The 16,126-nt window shown below is 42.1% G+C and carries 16 protein-coding genes; 8 read left to right on the top strand and 8 right to left on the bottom strand.

Features of this window, described 5'->3' with window-relative positions:
* Positions 1–328 precede the first annotated feature (328 nt).
* Positions 329–637 (bottom strand): hypothetical protein, encoded by a 309-nt coding sequence (locus CAG57_RS14525; RefSeq protein WP_161439545.1) that lies wholly within the window; start codon positions 635–637, stop codon positions 329–331.
* Positions 638–989: 352 nt separating this feature from the next.
* On the opposite strand from CAG57_RS14525, the gene CAG57_RS14530 reads away from it, so the two are divergent.
* Positions 990–1,454, top strand: coding sequence for a DUF2850 domain-containing protein (locus CAG57_RS14530; protein WP_161439546.1), 465 nt, complete (start codon positions 990–992; stop codon positions 1,452–1,454).
* Between the two features lie 31 nt (positions 1,455–1,485).
* Here CAG57_RS14530 and CAG57_RS14535 read toward each other — a convergent pair whose 3' ends face one another.
* Positions 1,486–3,846 carry a Lon protease family protein gene (locus tag CAG57_RS14535; protein ID WP_161439547.1) on the bottom strand — a complete coding sequence of 787 codons (2,361 nt, stop codon included), beginning with the start codon at positions 3,844–3,846 and terminating at the stop codon, positions 1,486–1,488.
* Positions 3,847–4,298: 452 nt separating this feature from the next.
* Here CAG57_RS14535 and CAG57_RS14540 point away from each other — a divergent pair, with 452 nt between their 5' ends.
* Positions 4,299–4,793: a hypothetical protein gene (locus tag CAG57_RS14540; protein WP_099611063.1), complete on the top strand. Its 495-nt coding sequence runs from the start codon at positions 4,299–4,301 to the stop codon at positions 4,791–4,793.
* Positions 4,794–5,136: 343 nt separating this feature from the next.
* On the opposite strand, the gene CAG57_RS14550 is transcribed toward CAG57_RS14540, so the two are convergent.
* Entirely contained in the window at positions 5,137–5,556 is a 420-nt protein-coding gene (locus CAG57_RS14550) for a PaaI family thioesterase (RefSeq protein ID WP_161439548.1), read from the bottom strand.
* Positions 5,557–6,048: 492 nt separating this feature from the next.
* Here CAG57_RS14550 and CAG57_RS14555 point away from each other — a divergent pair, with 492 nt between their 5' ends.
* Positions 6,049–7,278: an aldose 1-epimerase family protein gene (locus CAG57_RS14555; RefSeq protein ID WP_161439549.1), complete on the top strand. Its 1,230-nt coding sequence runs from the start codon at positions 6,049–6,051 to the stop codon at positions 7,276–7,278.
* Positions 7,279–7,452: 174 nt separating this feature from the next.
* Here the strand turns inward: CAG57_RS14555 and aroG are convergent, their stop codons facing one another.
* Positions 7,453–8,505, bottom strand: a complete 1,053-nt coding sequence (gene aroG, locus CAG57_RS14560) for a 3-deoxy-7-phosphoheptulonate synthase AroG (protein ID WP_099611061.1) — start codon at positions 8,503–8,505, stop codon at positions 7,453–7,455.
* Between the two features lie 512 nt (positions 8,506–9,017).
* Between aroG and CAG57_RS14565 the strand changes: the two genes are divergently transcribed.
* Complete coding sequence (locus tag CAG57_RS14565) at positions 9,018–10,721, top strand: phospho-sugar mutase (protein ID WP_161426958.1); 1,704 nt, start codon at positions 9,018–9,020, stop codon at positions 10,719–10,721.
* Between the two features lie 42 nt (positions 10,722–10,763).
* Here the strand turns inward: CAG57_RS14565 and CAG57_RS14570 are convergent, their stop codons facing one another.
* A complete protein-coding gene (locus CAG57_RS14570) occupies positions 10,764–11,411 on the bottom strand; it encodes a LysE family translocator (protein WP_161426957.1) in 648 nt (215 codons plus the stop codon).
* A 228-nt stretch (positions 11,412–11,639) separates the two neighbouring features.
* Here CAG57_RS14570 and CAG57_RS14575 point away from each other — a divergent pair, with 228 nt between their 5' ends.
* Complete coding sequence (locus CAG57_RS14575) at positions 11,640–12,362, top strand: AzlC family ABC transporter permease (RefSeq protein ID WP_170887406.1); 723 nt, start codon at positions 11,640–11,642, stop codon at positions 12,360–12,362.
* The gene (locus CAG57_RS14580) at positions 12,359–12,676 is read left to right on the top strand and encodes an AzlD domain-containing protein (protein ID WP_161427801.1); all 318 of its coding nucleotides are present in this window, start codon (positions 12,359–12,361) and stop codon (positions 12,674–12,676) included. Before CAG57_RS14575 ends, CAG57_RS14580 begins: the two co-directional genes overlap by 4 nt.
* Positions 12,677–12,739: 63 nt before the next feature.
* On the opposite strand, the gene CAG57_RS14585 is transcribed toward CAG57_RS14580, so the two are convergent.
* On the bottom strand, positions 12,740–13,354 hold the full coding sequence (locus tag CAG57_RS14585; RefSeq protein ID WP_161427800.1) for a fumarylacetoacetate hydrolase family protein: 615 nt from the start codon (positions 13,352–13,354) through the stop codon (positions 12,740–12,742).
* A 271-nt stretch (positions 13,355–13,625) separates the two neighbouring features.
* On the opposite strand from CAG57_RS14585, the gene CAG57_RS14590 reads away from it, so the two are divergent.
* A complete protein-coding gene (locus CAG57_RS14590) occupies positions 13,626–14,558 on the top strand; it encodes a porin (protein WP_161427799.1) in 933 nt (310 codons plus the stop codon).
* A 170-nt stretch (positions 14,559–14,728) separates the two neighbouring features.
* Positions 14,729–15,316: a glutaredoxin family protein gene (locus tag CAG57_RS14595; RefSeq protein WP_099611056.1), complete on the top strand. Its 588-nt coding sequence runs from the start codon at positions 14,729–14,731 to the stop codon at positions 15,314–15,316.
* 58 nt (positions 15,317–15,374) lie between these two features.
* Here CAG57_RS14595 and CAG57_RS16225 read toward each other — a convergent pair whose 3' ends face one another.
* Positions 15,375–15,509, bottom strand: a complete 135-nt coding sequence (locus tag CAG57_RS16225) for a hypothetical protein (protein WP_099611055.1) — start codon at positions 15,507–15,509, stop codon at positions 15,375–15,377.
* 111 nt (positions 15,510–15,620) lie between these two features.
* Positions 15,621–15,971, bottom strand: a complete 351-nt coding sequence (locus CAG57_RS14600) for a hypothetical protein (RefSeq protein WP_099611054.1) — start codon at positions 15,969–15,971, stop codon at positions 15,621–15,623.
* Between the last annotated feature and the right edge of the window lie 155 nt (positions 15,972–16,126).

Consider the following 16,126-nt stretch of genomic DNA (forward strand, 5'->3'; position numbering starts at 1 on the left):
CAAAAAACCACCAGTTTCATTACAACTAATCTCATAATAAAATTGCATAATGCAAAATATTTGCTATTTGCAAAAAACAGCTATCTCTGTCTCATTTCATTATCTGTACAAGTATTGATTATGAAAAATTAATTGCTCATCCACATAGATAACAGCCAATGCCAGTGAAGTAAGTATGCACTAACTCAACAGCATCAATAAGGGGAAATTGATGGATTGCCGTATTGTGCCGCCGCTAAACATATCGAGCGCTTTCCTATGGTTGTGGATTAGTGCCCCTTGATGTTACCAAGCCGAAAACTCAGCAGCAGTGATCGGTTCCAATCGTTTAACCGGACATATACATCCACCACAACCCGATCGCTGCAAACACAACTAACCAAACGATATAGCGAAGCGTATTCGGTTTATCTGATTTAGTTACCACGACGGGCTTCATCGCCTGACGTCGAGCACGACGTGCCGCTGCCATCATAAACGATGGTTTCTCTGGTGGTTTTTCTTCTGCTGATTGTTCTTCGCGCTTTTTTTGAGCACTATTCGCCGTTTGTGTAAAACGGTGTAATTGGTCTGTAGTTAGGTCTCGCTCAGGATCATAACGTGAATAAGGATCAGTATGTTTGGGAACGATCGCCATCTATTCTCCTCACTCGCCCAGCTTTGATTAAATTATAGCCAATACTATCAACCCATGCTTAAACATGCTTCATGAGCTATATATTTTCCCGTTCTCTCATCTCTGATCAGCTCAGCTATGTGCTACAACGCCTTGAGAGAATAAAAATAACCGCTACCTACTTGCCGTATTGAATAAATATTGAAGCTAGATCATACTTTCGATCATCGTTGTTGCGCTTAATAAATCACTGCTTCACTCTAAATTAATCGATACACTCAAACCACTGTGGGTATAACACAAACCTATACGTCGAAGTGGTTTCTAAGTGTACCTGTTTGATCACTGAGTATGCTGAAAAATAGAAGAGATCATGAATAAACCACGCTATCGCCATTATCCATCGACCTCCAAGCAGATTCTGTTACAAACTGTTTTCTGGCTAGTGCTGGCTTTTTTGGCATTGATATTTTCCATGCTCATCTATTTTAGTTATCAAGATTATACCCACCCCAAACATGTCTATGGCTCATGGATAGAAATAGGCACTCCCCCCCATTTGACGGAAGTTCTTACCTTTAATGAACAAGGTGTCTTTCGGAATGAACGGCTGATCAGTACTCAATTTGGGTTTGATGGAAGAAGTATTGAGGTTACCACTGGCAGTGGGATAACCATTTATCAATTATCCGGGACTCAAAAATCCCCCCAGTTGCGGCGAATTGAGCCATTAATTCCTCATCAACGCTTTATTCGAGAAGGCTACGAACATACCATGTCAACCGATCCAACGCCGACTCGTCGATCTGCCGTTTCGGAACACTTTAGAGAGCAATAAGGCTTCGGCAAGGAAGCCTTATCAGCGTAGTTTATTTACGCAAAGCGTTGAGTTTTGCCTGTGCTAAGCCAAAGATACTATCTACTGGATAGCTGCCATCTTCTGTTGCAATTCCAGCAGGTTTACCGGTAAATAGTTCAATGGCTTCGGTAACATGCTCAATTGCCCAAATATGAAATTCACCTTTTTCGACCGCTTTGACAATATCATTACGTAACATCAGGTTATGCATATTTGCCCGCGGAATAATCACGCCCTGATGATCATGCCGCCCTTTAATATTACAGACATCAAAGAAGCCTTCGATTTTCTCATTCACGCCACCAATTGGCTGCGCTTGACCAAACTGATTCATGGAGCCCGTAATCGCAATATCTTGTCGGTTCGGGTACTTAGAAAATGCCGACACAATCGCGCAAAATTCAGCCATACTCGCACTATCGCCATCTACCCCACCATACGATTGTTCAAAAGTAATAGTAGTGGTTAATGGTACCCGAGCGGTACGGCCAAAGACTGACGTTAAGTAAGCAGATAAGATCATCACTCCTTTTGAATGAATACTGCCGCCTAAATCAACACTGCGTTCAATATCAATGATCTCGCCGTCACCATAAGAAGTGGTGGCCGTAATTCGATTCGGTGCCCCAAAAGCATGGTCACTGGTTGCCAGCACTGAAAGTGCATTGACTTGACCGATTGCTGTGCTCTCTGTTTGAATTAAAGTTGTGCCATTGAGAAAGGTTTCCATAACCCCTTCTTGCAAACGGTTAACACGCATTTGTTGGTTATTCAACGCCTCTTCGACATGATTTTGTCGAATCATATTTGAATTAGCTTGTCTGGCAACGTAGTTTGATTCACGTAATAAATTAGCAATATGCGCTGAGTGTAACGACAGTTTATGCTGATCACCTGTCATTCTAGAACTGTGTTCGATAATTCGTGCAATCGCTTTTCGGTCACAATGCAGCAAATTATTGTCATGAATGATACTAGAAATAAACCGAGCGTAATGCAGCTCACTCTCTACGGTACGCTTCATTTCATCTTCAAAATCGGCAGTGACACGGAACAACTCACTAAACTCAGGATCGTAATGAGTCAGCAATTCATAGGTGCGATAATCACCAAATAAGATAATTTTCACATCTAAAGGAATCGGTTCTGGATCCAATGAAACTGTACCCGTCAAAGTGACCTCTTTTTCTAATGAGGTAAAGCTTAACTGACGTGAACGGAGTGCTCGTTTCAGGCCGTCCCAAACATAAGGTTGCTCTAATACTTTGACGGCATCCATCAACAGCACGCCACCATTGGCTTTATGTAAACTACCCGCACGGATCAAAGAAAAATCAGTGAATACGGTGCCTTTATACGTCGCAGTTTCAATATAGCCAAACAGTGAATGATAATTCGGATTTTCCTCAACGACGACAGGGAACTGTTGCGATGATCGACAAACCAGGACATTCACTTTATAACGACGGGGCAGTTTTTTATCGAGGGCAGCAGTGGCTAATTCACCTTGCTCGCCGGTATCATCGAGGAAAATATCCACATTCTCAACAATATCTTTTTGTAACTCGGTCAGATAAGCTTTGATTTCTGGGTATTTAGAATAATCTTGTTTGAGCTGCTTAATAAAATGACTGATGACATCTAGCGTCACATCATCATTCAATTTTTTAATTTTTTCACTGTACGCTTCTTCCCATTCAGTTAGCTGTCGAACCATATTTCTGAGACTAACTTCAAGTTCATCAATCGTTTGAGAAAAATATTCTTGTTCTTTTTTACTTAACGCATCGAAACTTTCTTCGGTATGCATCTCCTCGCCATTCATGGCTACGAATTGATAATCACCTTGCGTCGTGATGGTTAAGCTAATATCACGCTCTTTCGCTCGGCGAGTAATTTCTTCCAACTCGTGTTGCTGCTTCTGTGCTAATTGATTTTTTAACCGATCGGCACGGCTAAAATAGAGTTCATTATCAAAAGCTAATGGAATGGCATTCATTAATTTTGCCATCAATTTTTCAATATCTTGGCGAAATTTTTGTCCCACGCCAGATGGAAGCTTTAACACCCGAGGAGTACGAATATCATCAAAATTGGCCACATAACACCAATCAAATAACTCGGTATTTTCATGCTGATGGCGATTAAGATAACGGAGAATCATCGTCCGTTTACCCAGCCCATTACGCCCAATAGCATAAATGTTGTAACCTTTCTCTTTGATAGACATGGCAAATTCAACCGCTTTTTGCGCACGCTCTTGACCGACGATCTCATCAATAGGAGCCAATTCTTTGGTTGATTTACATGGCAGTTTTTCTAATGTTGCAATATGATAGAGCTGCTCAGCACTTAAATATTGAATTGCCATACTCCCTCCTTATCTTTTTATGATTGTTATGCATCCTGATACTCCAAGGAGATAATTACGTCTATGTGGATGGATACTGAATAATGTTTGACTACAACACGTCTTTAATACTTCACCGTTATTTGGTTCTTTGTTTACCGTATCGGTTAGCCTTACGCTCCTTTGTAGCTCAAGTGTAGAAGAAAATCACAACCTTTTTAGTGACTTAATACCAATTCACAACCAAGCGGATAAATAATCAACAACCGAGCCTAAAAAATTAAATGATAATTAGTTGCATTTAGTGAGTTGTTGCATTTAAATATATCTAAATAACTTGGATCTGCAGATAGGCGGCTAAAGTGTAAAGCCTCATGATCATACGTGCTCAATGTTATTGAGGGCAATCAATTCGCCAACACCGCCCCCCCTGCAACTAGGTTCGCAAAAAGTTACTCTCTATCGGAGTTAATATGGAACTAAAACCATGCTGGAGCCATTACCTTAAAGCGAAACAATTAATGGCTCAACACCATTGGCCTGAAGCTCATTGTCTTTTGATTGATGTCCTACACCATCTTCCCAAACATCTGTGTGATGCGGCACAAAACGCACAAACGAAACCTTGCCAGTTTATTTGCCTCATGACAGGGTTAAAAGAAAGCGCTATTTATCAGTCAGACATTCTTTCTAAAATGGGGCAAGATCAATATGCTTATCAGGCCATTAATCAGACTTATGCTCTATTGCAATTTCTTTCCATAGAGACAAGTCCTCTCATTCGCTCGGTAGCTAATGTAATCAATACACTCTGTAACGAGTTACTTGAGCATATCCACCGGTTTTGTCATAACCAGAGAAGTGCTTCGTGGCGAATCGAATATCAGGATGTTGAAAAAACACATCGTTATTTTACTCAGCTAAAATACCACCAAGGGCAGCCTTGTGATATCCCGATGTTAAATTAAATCAATCGAATCAAATATAGTGCACTATGGTTAAATAGCGTGAACGAGTATGCTCTATGAATAAACGAACTTTATTAGGGAGGCTGATGTGTAAATGGATAAACGAAGTTGCGAGATGCGTGGGCAATATCATGTCAGCCTAATCAAGTATTAGGCGCTTGCTGACTTAAACAACTCGCGCATCAATGATGTCAATGAAATGAAGGGATAACCTCTGTTTAGTTGGCGGCTAATCCTCTCAGAGGCTAGTGGCCTTTAGCCAAAGTTAATTTATCGCTTTTGAATAGAAACGAATTTGAAACCATTGCTCCAGAGGCACTCAATAACGTATTGAACCATTAATTTAATCCTTTTGGCTTTGCTTTTTGGCACATAGAAATCGACCTTTGGCACTCACTCTACGCTCTCCATTCACCAATAATTGAGCAGATAAAAAATAAATACCTCGTCGCTCATCATGACATTGTCCGATCACCGTGAGCCTATCTCCCACCTTAATCGGATGATGAAAGCGAACATCTAACTGCGCCGTTAACGCTGGGATCTCTTGCAGCAACAGACAATGCGTCATAGCTGCATCTAATAACGAACTGGCAATACCGCCATGCAATAATCCTAAGTATCCTTGGTGTCTAGGCTCAACAATAAAGTGCCCTTCTGTTTTTCCAGCAGCAACCGCTGTAAAGTTAACCCCTAAGGAATAAAAGTTTTTTTCTGGTGTTGAACACACCGCACACATTACGTGAGAATCCACCGCTGACATTGATCACTCTCCATTACTCAATGTTAATAGCATATGCTAATTATGGGTAACGTAAAGGAATGGAAACATTGTTTGCAGCACATATTTATATTTACTATAACCAAACAACTGAGAGTTGCAGGTTGGCGGCAAGTGAGTGACAAATTTGTCTGGAACAAATTTGAACAGCCGTAGGCTGGCCTTTGGTTAGAGCCACGGATGGCTCTCATTATCTCCATGAGCATAGACAGACGATACGATTAGGGTAAAAGAACATAAACACCCCATGCAGCTTCAAGTAGGAAGGGCATAGCCCTTCGGTTTATCATTATCCCCCTTATTCCCATTTTGCTGAAGTTGATTCAGCCATCAAAAATCACCCCTATTTTTCTATTCCATCCTATAAAGATCACATTACGCCAAGTTATATATTGAGCACCAGTTGTTCAGGTGTACTCTTTTTGCTGAATCGATTCAGTTATTTAAAATTCGACAATAACATAAGGAAAGACAATGAAAATCACACCGACATTTGCTGCCGTGTTACTGGGTTTAACTGCAATGAATAGCTACGCAGTGGAATTTGTCCTTACAGATTCCATGCTTGCAAAAGAGGTAGGCAATTGGCAAGTCACCCACGACTCACTGGATTTTACCGATAGTCACCCCTTTTCTATTGAAAAACGACAACTACATGGAGGAAAACAAACTGGGGTCGATGTTCTTATTATTGATAATGGAATTCTCTCCATCACCTTAGTTCCCACTCGTGGTATGGGGATTTATGATGTCAAAATGGATGGTCAACGAATTTTAGGTTGGAACTCTCCTGTCAAAGAAATTGTGAATCCGGCATTTATTGATCTTGAAAGTCGTAATGGATTGGGCTGGTTAGATGGCTTTAACGAAATGTTAGTACGCTGTGGTTATGAATGGACAGGTCACCCGGGCATTGATGATAATGGGCAGTTACTCAGTTTACATGGCCGAGTGCAAAATACCCCCGCCTCGACAGTAAAAGTGATTATTGATGATACGCCACCACACAAGATTACGGTTGAAGGTAAAGTGGCTGAACGTACCTTTAAAAAAGCAGAATTAGTGACGCTCACACGGCTAGAAGTCACCCCTGGCAATAATACCTTTGCAATACATGATACGCTCACCAATAAAGCCGATTATGATGATGAATATCAAATTATTTATCACTCCAATTTTGGCCGTCCCATACTAGAAGAAGGGGCCAAAGTAACCGCGGCCGCCAGTGAGATCTCTCCTTTTAATGACTATGCTCAAGCCGGATTAAAAAGTTGGCAAACCTACCTTGGTCCAACAAAAGGGTTTGACGAAATGGTCTTTAACTTAAAACCCATCGGCGATGAAAATGGCCATTCTCTGGCGGTATTGCATAACAAGGCAGCAAATAAAGGGGTAGCCGTCGGCTACAACGTGCAGCAACTGCCTGTTCTTACCCTATGGAAAAATACCGATACTGAGCAACAAGGTTACGTAACGGGTATCGAACCAGGAACCAGTTATGCGTACAATACCAAGTATCAGCGTCCTCTAGGTTTAGTGCCAACCATTAAGGCTGGAGAAAGCAAAGACTTTAATGTGACCTATACCGTATTACGGGACCATAAAGAAGTCCAAAAAGCATTGCAAGCTGTCCAAAAAATCCAAAAGAATGTGCCGCTAAAAACCAGTAACACACTGATTGTAGACTTAAATAAGGTTCAGTAACCCACGACCATAGCTTCCTCCATCATGAATAAGGCTGGAGTTCTCACTGGGTTTATCTATTGTCATTCAACCGCTCAAAATGAGTAGAGAACATTCAGAGTGATATAGATATAACACTGGCGCTTACAGTAAGCGCCAGTGTTTTTATGTTTTTAGCGGAGTAAAAATCACCATTTAACCCGCTCGGCGTATTTCTACCGCTTTCGCCAGCTCACGCAACACAGTCTCTGTATCATTCCAACCAATGCACGCATCGGTGATCGATTGTCCATAAACGGGCGCTTGACCATCCACCAGATCTTGGCGACCTTCGACCAAATGTGACTCGATCATCACGCCAAAAATAGCATGCTCACCTGAACGAATTTGCTGGCAAATATCCTCTGCGACCACCATTTGACGCTGGTACTGTTTTGAACTGTTGGCATGGCTAAAATCGATCATTACTTTTTGTTTTAAACCTGATGTTTCCAATTCTTGTTTGATCGCTGCAACATGCTCTGCACTGTAGTTTGGCTCCTTGCCACCACGCAAAATGATATGACAATCTGGATTACCTGCCGTTTCTACAATTGCCGAATGTCCAAATTTAGTGACCGATAAAAAATGGTGTGATGCACTCGCAGAGCGAATGGCGTCAGAGGCTATTTTAATATTGCCATCGGTACCGTTTTTAAAGCCAACAGGGCAAGAAAGGCCAGAAGACAGCTCTCGGTGAACCTGCGATTCCGTCGTGCGTGCACCTATCGCTCCCCAACTGATCAAGTCTGCAACATATTGTGGTGTAATCATATCTAAAAACTCACTGGCGGTAGGAATACCCATGTCCGTCAGATCCAATAATAACTTACGTCCAATGCGTAAACCGTCATTAATTTTATAAGAATCATCTAGATAAGGGTCATTAATTAAACCTTTCCACCCTACTGTCGTCCGGGGTTTTTCAAAATAAACCCGCATCACGATTTCTAAATGGCCACTTAACTCCTCTCGCAATGTTTTAAGACGCTGGCCATACTCCATCGCCGCTTTCGTGTCATGGATGGAGCAAGGCCCTACCACGACTAATAACCGATCATCTTTATCGTGTAAAATATTATGTATTGCCTCACGCGCTTGGAATGTCGTTGAAGAAGCGATACGACTAGCAGGGAATTTTTCTAAAACCGCCACAGGGGGTAATAATTGCTTAATTCGTTTAATATTAACATCATCAGTTTGGTACATCGCTTACTTCTTCCTATTACTTACATTCAACCGTTGCCGGTTATCCCGTCACAGATTACTTATCCTCTTTAAGTAACTTAAAGGCTTCCTCAACCAAGAGCAAGCACTATTTTATAAAAAATGCAACAAAACAACTTAACTTACAACTAAGTAGGTTCGTAATATTTTCTTTACACCCAATAATAAAGAAAACCATCAGCTTAAAATCACTGAGTTATAATGAGCAAAGAGAAGTTTAGCGATTGCGTGCCCATTATTGATAATGAATATCAATTACAATATATCCTCAAATAACTTCGAGTTGCAGGTAGCCGGCAAGTGAGTGATAAATTTGGACAGCCTCAAGCTGTCTTTTACTGAAACCTAAGGATGGCACTCATCATCACCATAAACATAGACAGGCGAGGAGGTTGAGGTGAACGAACATAGCCAACACCACTGCAACTTGAAATAGGAAAGGTTATACCATCCTCTCGGAATAATCATCGCTCAACAATAATAAGGTGACCACTATGATGAATAAAGTCCTAGCTTGGCTAGAAAAAGATCCTGATCTTAAAACTCGTCAAGAGCTACAAACGCTGATTGATAAGCACCAAATGGATCAAGTTGAAGAACGGTTTAAATCACGATTAGAGTTTGGTACCGCGGGGTTGCGAGGGAAAGTCGGTTGTGGCCCCAACCGAATGAACCGATTGGTAATTCAAGAAACTGCCGCAGGGCTAGGTGCCTATTTAATAAAGCAGGTTGAAAATGCTCAGCAACGTGGTGTGGTCATTGGCTATGATGGCCGCCCGGACTCTCAACAATTTGCTCACGATACTGCCTCAGTGCTCACCGCTTTAGGCATCAAAGTGTACCTCACCTACCAAGTCGCTCCAACGCCAGTGGTGGCTTTTGGTGTCAACCATTTTAACGCCGCCGCTGCGGTTGTCGTGACTGCCAGCCATAACCCTCCCGAGTATAATGGTTTTAAAGTTTATTGGGGAAATGGCGCACAAATCATTCCGCCTCATGATGCAGGCATTGCGGCAGAGATCGAACTAGCGGCAGTGCAAGAAATTCTAACGCTAGATTTGAAGACGGCAGAGCAACAAGGTCTACTGGTTTGGCTGGAAGAAAATTATTACCAGACTTACCGCCAAACCATTAATGCCAGCCCACTTCTTCAAAATCACACTCACCCAGAAAATATCACATTGGCCTATACGGCGATGCATGGTGTTGGCGCTGAAATGGCGGAAACGTTACTAGCGGATGCGGGTTTTACTCAGGTGTACAGCGTGCAAGAACAGCGCGAACCCGATGGTACTTTTCCTACCGTGCATTTCCCAAATCCAGAAGAAGCGGGCGCGATGGATCGAGTCATTGCATTAGCCAGTTCGGTCAATGCTCAACTAGCTTGTGCCAATGATCCCGACGCTGATCGGTTTGCGGTCGCTATCCGTAAATTGAACGGGGAATACCAAATGTTAACGGGCGATCAAGTCGGGGCGTTACTGGGCCACTACTTGCTCAATCAGACTCATCAACAGCAGCCTCTGGTTGGAAATACCATCGTATCGTCTAGCCTATTACATAAAATAGCCCACGCTCATGGTGCAAAATATTATCAAACCTTGACCGGGTTCAAATGGTTAACCAATATTGCCATGCAGCAACAAAGCGAGCAGCATCCTTTCTTATTTGCCTACGAAGAAGCCTTGGGTTACACCGTTGGCAATACCGTTTGGGATAAAGATGGCTTATCTGCCATGGTTGCCTTTGCGCAACTTGCCGCAGAGTTATATAGCCAAGGAAAAACAATTTGGGATCAGCTTGAATCTCTTTACCGTCAGCATGGTTTATATGTCACCGCTCAGCGTAGTATTGCGCTGGATCCGGATACCCCCCCCATTGGCGATCAACTACGTGCAGCGCCACCTCAATCGATTGCAGGTCAAGCTATCTTAAGCTGGGACGATCTCAAACACGCGCTTCGTCACCATCAAGATGGCTCAAGTGAAACACTGACGTTACCCAGCAGTGATGTACTCATTTACCACTTGGCCAACGGCGCTCGGGTGATTGTACGGCCTTCAGGTACTGAACCAAAGCTCAAATGTTACTATGAGGTGATCGGCAGTTTTGATGATCATGAAAGCTTCAGTGATGCTCAGCAACGAGCAGAAGAACAGATGGCGCTATTGATTAGTGAGCATCAAAAAAGCCTATAATCTAAGCGCAGAAGCTCAACCTCATCACAGAGGTTGGGCTCTTTAACTATTCAAGAAAGGGATGACAATCCCGCTAACCATCCAGAGTGCCAAGAGCAAAAAAATCGTCCCCATCAATTTATGTTGATAACATCGAAATTTATCATTTTCTAACAATGTGTTACCGCATAAACCCACCAAGGCAACTAATGATAAATTAAATAATAACCCACAAATATTGAGTAAAATACCCAACGCGAGCATTTGCTCACCTGAGCTGGCGGCTATCTTATGAGAAACAAACTGAGGCAAAAACATAACAAAGAAAACCAATGCCTTAGGATTAAGTAAATTACTCAATAAGGCTCGTTGATAAAACGTTTTTGCCAATTTTGATTCAATCGCCACCGTCGCCGCTGAATGCTCAGTCGCCCGCAGACAATCGATGCCCATTTTCAATAAATACGCCCCACCCAATAACTGTAGAATTGTCAATGCCATCGGATTCATAGCAACCATGGTGGAGACGCCTAGTGCTGCCAGTAAAGTTAAAATCACACCAGAGGTGGCATTGCCTAAGCTAGCAAAAACTCCGACTCTACGTCCATAACTCAAACTAGAGCTGGCAATCAATAACATGTCTGGGCCAGGTAATAACAGCAAGGCAATCACCGCCGTGAGATACACAGGAAGAATCGACAAATCAATCATTACTATCTTTCATATAATAAATAAAACCAGAAATTTTATATCAATAAATAAGAAAAACATAATTATATAAGTAATATATTGACAAAGTATCTAGTCAATTACTTCAATAAAAAAAATCAGGCGAAATTTTGTACAAGTATTTGTTGTTCAATGGTGGTTAGATAAGCTTTTCACACTGTATTTTGTCAAGGCAACAAGATACAGTCAGCCTATTGATTAGGATGATTTATGAGTAACCACATTTTGTCACAACACACTGAAATAGAGTCTCAGTCACGCTTATTCTGGCAAGGCTGTCTTGCCATGTTACCACTCAGTATCGCCGTTTTACCTTGGGGATTATTAGCAGGTTCCTTTGCGATTGATGCCGGTTTAACCTTATTAGAAGGTCAGGCTCTTTCGGCGATTCTCTTTGCCGGCTCCGCACAGTTGGTTGCTATCGGAATGATGAAAACGGGTGCGGGATTAATGACCCTGCTGATGACCACCTTTTTTATTACTTCTCGCCATTTCCTCTACAGCGTCTCCATGCGTAAGAAAATAAGCCCGCTGCCTCTTCGTTGGCGTTTAACGCTTGGCTTTCTTCTCACCGATGAATTATTTGCTATTTGTGGGCAACAAAGTGATCAGCAATTTCAACGCTGGTATGCATTAGGGGCAGGGCTGAGTTTTTATTTATGCTGGAACCTCGCCACTTTGGTGGGCATTATTGCAGGGCAATACTTACCCGCTTTAAATGAATTAGGCTTGGATTTTGCTGTAGCAGCAACCTTTATCGCGATTGTCATTCCCACGGTGAAAAATCGAGCCGTTTTAGTTTCCATACTCGTCGCACTGATACTTTCAGTCGGGTTAACCGTCTTTCATGTGCAAGGAAGTTTAATGATCGCCAGCATTGGCGCTATGTTAGCGGGATTTTTCACCGAACAAATGACCGGAGGAAAAGTATGATTATCCTGTTTATTTTTGCAATGGCAGCGTTGGTGTTCTTAAGCCGGTATCTATTTTTAGAGCCTCGTCTTCCTCTTCGACTCAACCCAACATTGCACCGCTTACTAAGCTACTCAGGGCCTGCGGTCTTAACCGCCATTTGGGCCCCTATAGTCTTTACGGATCAGGGGACTCTTTGGGTCAGCCATCACAACCCTTATTTATGGGCTGCGCTACTGGCGGTAATATTGGCGTGGAAAACCAGCAATGTACTACTCACCACTCTTATTAGCATGGCAATGTTTTTATTGCTCAATATCGTACTCCTGTCTTGAAACGAAATGTTGCTTCGTCAACCACACCAATTTAGGAGTGGATTCTTCAACTCACTCGGCTGGCTACTCTGCCAGCCATTCAACTTCTATCAAGACTTGATCAGCACATTTTAAACGCCCTAAAAATCGATCCCCCTGATGCACTTCGCCAACGCCTTGGGGCGTGCCAGTCATCACAATGTCGTTATCGCACACGGAGGTATATGTTTTTAACTCAGCCAAAATTGCGTCTGGTTTATAAATCATCTGTGCCACACCGCCACCTTGTACTCGGACGCTATTAATAAATAGTTCCAGTTGTAAATCAGAGATATTTACGCCTGGCAATGGAATAAATCGACTTAACACCGCTGAACCATCAAAGGCTTTGGCTCGCTCCCACGGTAACTGTTTCTGTTTCAACTGTGATTGTAAAGTCCGTTTCGTTAAGTCTAATCCCAAGCCTACCGCAGTATAAAGACCATTTTCCACCAAAAAGCAGATTTCGGCTTCGTAATGTAAAGCTTCTTGATGGAAAGCCCGTAAGGTGGAAGTAATACTGCTGTTCGGTTTATTAAACACCACCATCTGTTCTGGGAAGGGATTATTCAGCTCTTTGATATGGTCAGCATAATTGCGCCCGACACACAGTACCTTTGATGGATAGACTAACTGTCCTGCATAACGTACGGCATTCATTTCTCGTCCTTGAATGATGAGTAAAAACAAAGTGTAACCGATCTTTTTTAATCACCAACCTTCACGCTAAAAATCCTAATAGAAATAAGATCCCTGACTCAATATGCGGCAATAGTCCGCGCTTCATCACCAAACATGTTCATTTTTATTCAATAAAAACAAAACCTAATCATCACAATTAAGCAATCAAATCGTCATTTTAAAATCTTAACTTATTCTCAACCAAAACATAGGGCATGAAGCTCAATTCACTATCAATAAGGTAATAACAATGAAACAAGCAGTAGTAGCAACCGCAATCTTCGCCGCTCTCGCTTCTGGTTCCGCGATGGCAGCCACTGTGTATAAAGCAGAGGGTACAGAACTCAAAGTGGGCGGTCGTGCAGAAGCACGCTTCAATATATCTGATAATAACGAGTCGGATAGCTCGACTAAATTTAAAGATAAATCACGTGCTCGGTTCAATTTAGTGGGTAAAACCACCATTGCTGACGATCTGTACGGTTTTGGTAAATACGAAGCGGAATTAGATGGCAGTGACAATTTAACTAATCGCTACTTCTTTGCTGGGCTTGGTACTTCTCTCGGAGCATTCTCATATGGCAAACAAGATTCTGCACAAGTAATGCTCACAAACTTCACCGATATCATGGCAACCTTTGGTGCCGATGCCGCTGACATTGTTGACGGCAATAAAGATAAACGCACCAATAACTTCCTTTATAGCGCTAAATTTGATGCATTATCAGTCCAAGCTAACTATCTTGCTGGAGAGAAAAAACAGGCCAATGGCGATGATGACAGCAGTTTCGGTATTGCTCTTAAATACGACTTCAACATGTTTACACTCGGCTTAGGCTATGTCGGACAAGACAATGATGACAAACAGTTCAACCTTGCTGCTTCCATAACACCAACAGACTCTCTCAGCCTAGCGGCGCTCTTTGTCAAAGGAGAAAAATCGTCTGAAGATATTATCGGTTATGAACTTGCCGCTAAATTTAAAGCCAATAAACAGCTTGATTTAGTCGGTGTGTATAACTTCCAAGAAAATGATGATACCAATACCGATCTAGCGAAAAACTTTGCTATCGAAGCGGTCTATAAATTTAACGGCAATATTCGAACGTATGCTGGTTACAAATTTGAGCAGCTGAACAATAAAGATGATCAACTCCAAGCAGGCATCCGTTACGATTTCTAGTTTCTCGTCTACTCGATAAATACTGTCCTTTTGCTTAGCCTCTCTCACCGGGAGGCTTTTTTCACTGCAATGAACAGTGATCTCAGCTATCTTGATTATATTCAGATACATTAGATGTGCTGCTCAATCGAGCTTATCTACTTAAATACTCATTTATCGAGATCACCAACATGGCAACTCCTATCAATATCACTTTATACCGTTGGGCTGGTCAATTTGGACCATTTAAAGTCAAAATACCTTGTGGTGAGTGCACCTTAACGCTCGATATTCTCAAAGACACCTTCAACCATGAACTGTCCGACGTGGAGATCAATCTACAAACAAAAGAGTGGCTTAGCCATTGGTGGGAACCATTGAAATTCGGCGCTTGGCATGCACCAATTGTGGTTGTTGAAGGTAAATTGATCAGTCAAGGTGAGGCGATGAATCGTGGTGTGCTTATACAAGCTGTCATAAACGAGTGGCGCAAACGTCAATCTCTGCAAGGGAATATTATATTTGGTAAAGCGGGCTGTCCTTATTGCCAAAAAGCCCAGCAAGCACTTCACGAGGCAAGTATTTCTTTTCAATATTTTGATGTGATAAAAGACAGTGCGGCGCTCTACCGGATGATTCCCGAAGTAAAAGCAATGATTGGCCCGAAAACCCCTGTCACAGTGCCACAAATCTGGCTTGATAGCCAATACATCGGGGGCTACGATGCGTTGACTCAATGGCTAGCCGACTCCTCCACGAGTCAATCATCCCGAGTATAACGTCACGCAAAAACCCCGAGCATTCACTCGGGGCTTTTCATATTCTGTTTAGGCAAAGTTATTTGCTCATTTTCTTCCACACGTTTTTGATGAAAGATTTTTTCTTTGGTTTAGCTTTGCCATAGAGGGCTTCATGCATCATTTGTTTCGCGATGATTTGGCCCATATAGACGGTACCTAAATCGTTACCCATGACAATCTCCTACAATAATTACGTAAATTAATTACCAAACAAAGTAAATATATCACACAATAAGGCAAAAACAAGCCATGGATCACATAAATTTAGTTATTTTATTACAAGCTAATTTCGTTTTGGTTGCTGGTAAGTTTTTCCCGCAGCTTTATAAGTCTCTTTAGCCTTAATCGAAAATTGTGAATCAAAAAACCAAGCGATAAACCTAATTACATCGTCCCCTTCGTTCATCACATGCTCAATAAACTCTTGCTCTTCACCTTGCTCATTTTCTTCTTGTGTCACATGATAGATACGCTTTTCTCCATCAACTGTAGCCAAAGCAAACTGTCCGGTTAACGCTTGCGCGGCTTCGGCAATATCAGACTCGTCATGCGTTTTTAATACTTCCAGAGCCTGTGGCAAATTTGGCTGTTGACAAAGGTTTTTCACCAGAGCCTCAAATTGTTTTTGCTGCATTATTATCCCCCAAAATTATTTGAGGGGAGATTATATACTGAACGCCGACAAGGTACAGAATTCAAATACTTCCCGACGTCTCCTCCATGTCTGGCTATCATTACCACCCAATCGGTCCGAAAGTCGTAGAGCCATAAAGTGGCAAATCCATGCAT

Origin of the sequence: Vibrio sp. V30_P3S12P165, assembly GCF_009904905.1 — a bacterium.
Classification (GTDB): Bacteria; Pseudomonadota; Gammaproteobacteria; order Enterobacterales; family Vibrionaceae; genus Vibrio; species Vibrio fujianensis.

Excerpts from the sequence above, each read along its gene's own strand:
- CAG57_RS14530 (WP_161439546.1), top strand. The coding sequence starts at position 990 with ATGAATAAACCACGCTATCGCCATTATCCATCGACCTCCAAGCAGATT.
- CAG57_RS14590 (WP_161427799.1), top strand. The coding sequence starts at position 13,626 with ATGAAACAAGCAGTAGTAGCAACCGCAATCTTCGCCGCTCTCGCTTCT.
- CAG57_RS14555 (WP_161439549.1), top strand. The coding sequence starts at position 6,049 with ATGAAAATCACACCGACATTTGCTGCCGTGTTACTGGGTTTAACTGCA.
- CAG57_RS14600 (WP_099611054.1), bottom strand. The coding sequence starts at position 15,971 with ATGCAGCAAAAACAATTTGAGGCTCTGGTGAAAAACCTTTGTCAACAG.
- CAG57_RS14565 (WP_161426958.1), top strand. The coding sequence starts at position 9,018 with ATGATGAATAAAGTCCTAGCTTGGCTAGAAAAAGATCCTGATCTTAAA.
- CAG57_RS14570 (WP_161426957.1), bottom strand. The coding sequence starts at position 11,411 with ATGATTGATTTGTCGATTCTTCCTGTGTATCTCACGGCGGTGATTGCC.
- CAG57_RS16225 (WP_099611055.1), bottom strand. The coding sequence starts at position 15,509 with ATGGGTAACGATTTAGGTACCGTCTATATGGGCCAAATCATCGCGAAA.
- CAG57_RS14525 (WP_161439545.1), bottom strand. The coding sequence starts at position 637 with ATGGCGATCGTTCCCAAACATACTGATCCTTATTCACGTTATGATCCT.
- CAG57_RS14535 (WP_161439547.1), bottom strand. The coding sequence starts at position 3,846 with ATGGCAATTCAATATTTAAGTGCTGAGCAGCTCTATCATATTGCAACA.
- CAG57_RS14580 (WP_161427801.1), top strand. The coding sequence starts at position 12,359 with ATGATTATCCTGTTTATTTTTGCAATGGCAGCGTTGGTGTTCTTAAGC.
- CAG57_RS14595 (WP_099611056.1), top strand. The coding sequence starts at position 14,729 with ATGGCAACTCCTATCAATATCACTTTATACCGTTGGGCTGGTCAATTT.
- CAG57_RS14585 (WP_161427800.1), bottom strand. The coding sequence starts at position 13,354 with ATGAATGCCGTACGTTATGCAGGACAGTTAGTCTATCCATCAAAGGTA.
- CAG57_RS14550 (WP_161439548.1), bottom strand. The coding sequence starts at position 5,556 with ATGTCAGCGGTGGATTCTCACGTAATGTGTGCGGTGTGTTCAACACCA.
- CAG57_RS14575 (WP_170887406.1), top strand. The coding sequence starts at position 11,640 with ATGAGTAACCACATTTTGTCACAACACACTGAAATAGAGTCTCAGTCA.
- CAG57_RS14540 (WP_099611063.1), top strand. The coding sequence starts at position 4,299 with ATGGAACTAAAACCATGCTGGAGCCATTACCTTAAAGCGAAACAATTA.
- aroG (WP_099611061.1), bottom strand. The coding sequence starts at position 8,505 with ATGTACCAAACTGATGATGTTAATATTAAACGAATTAAGCAATTATTA.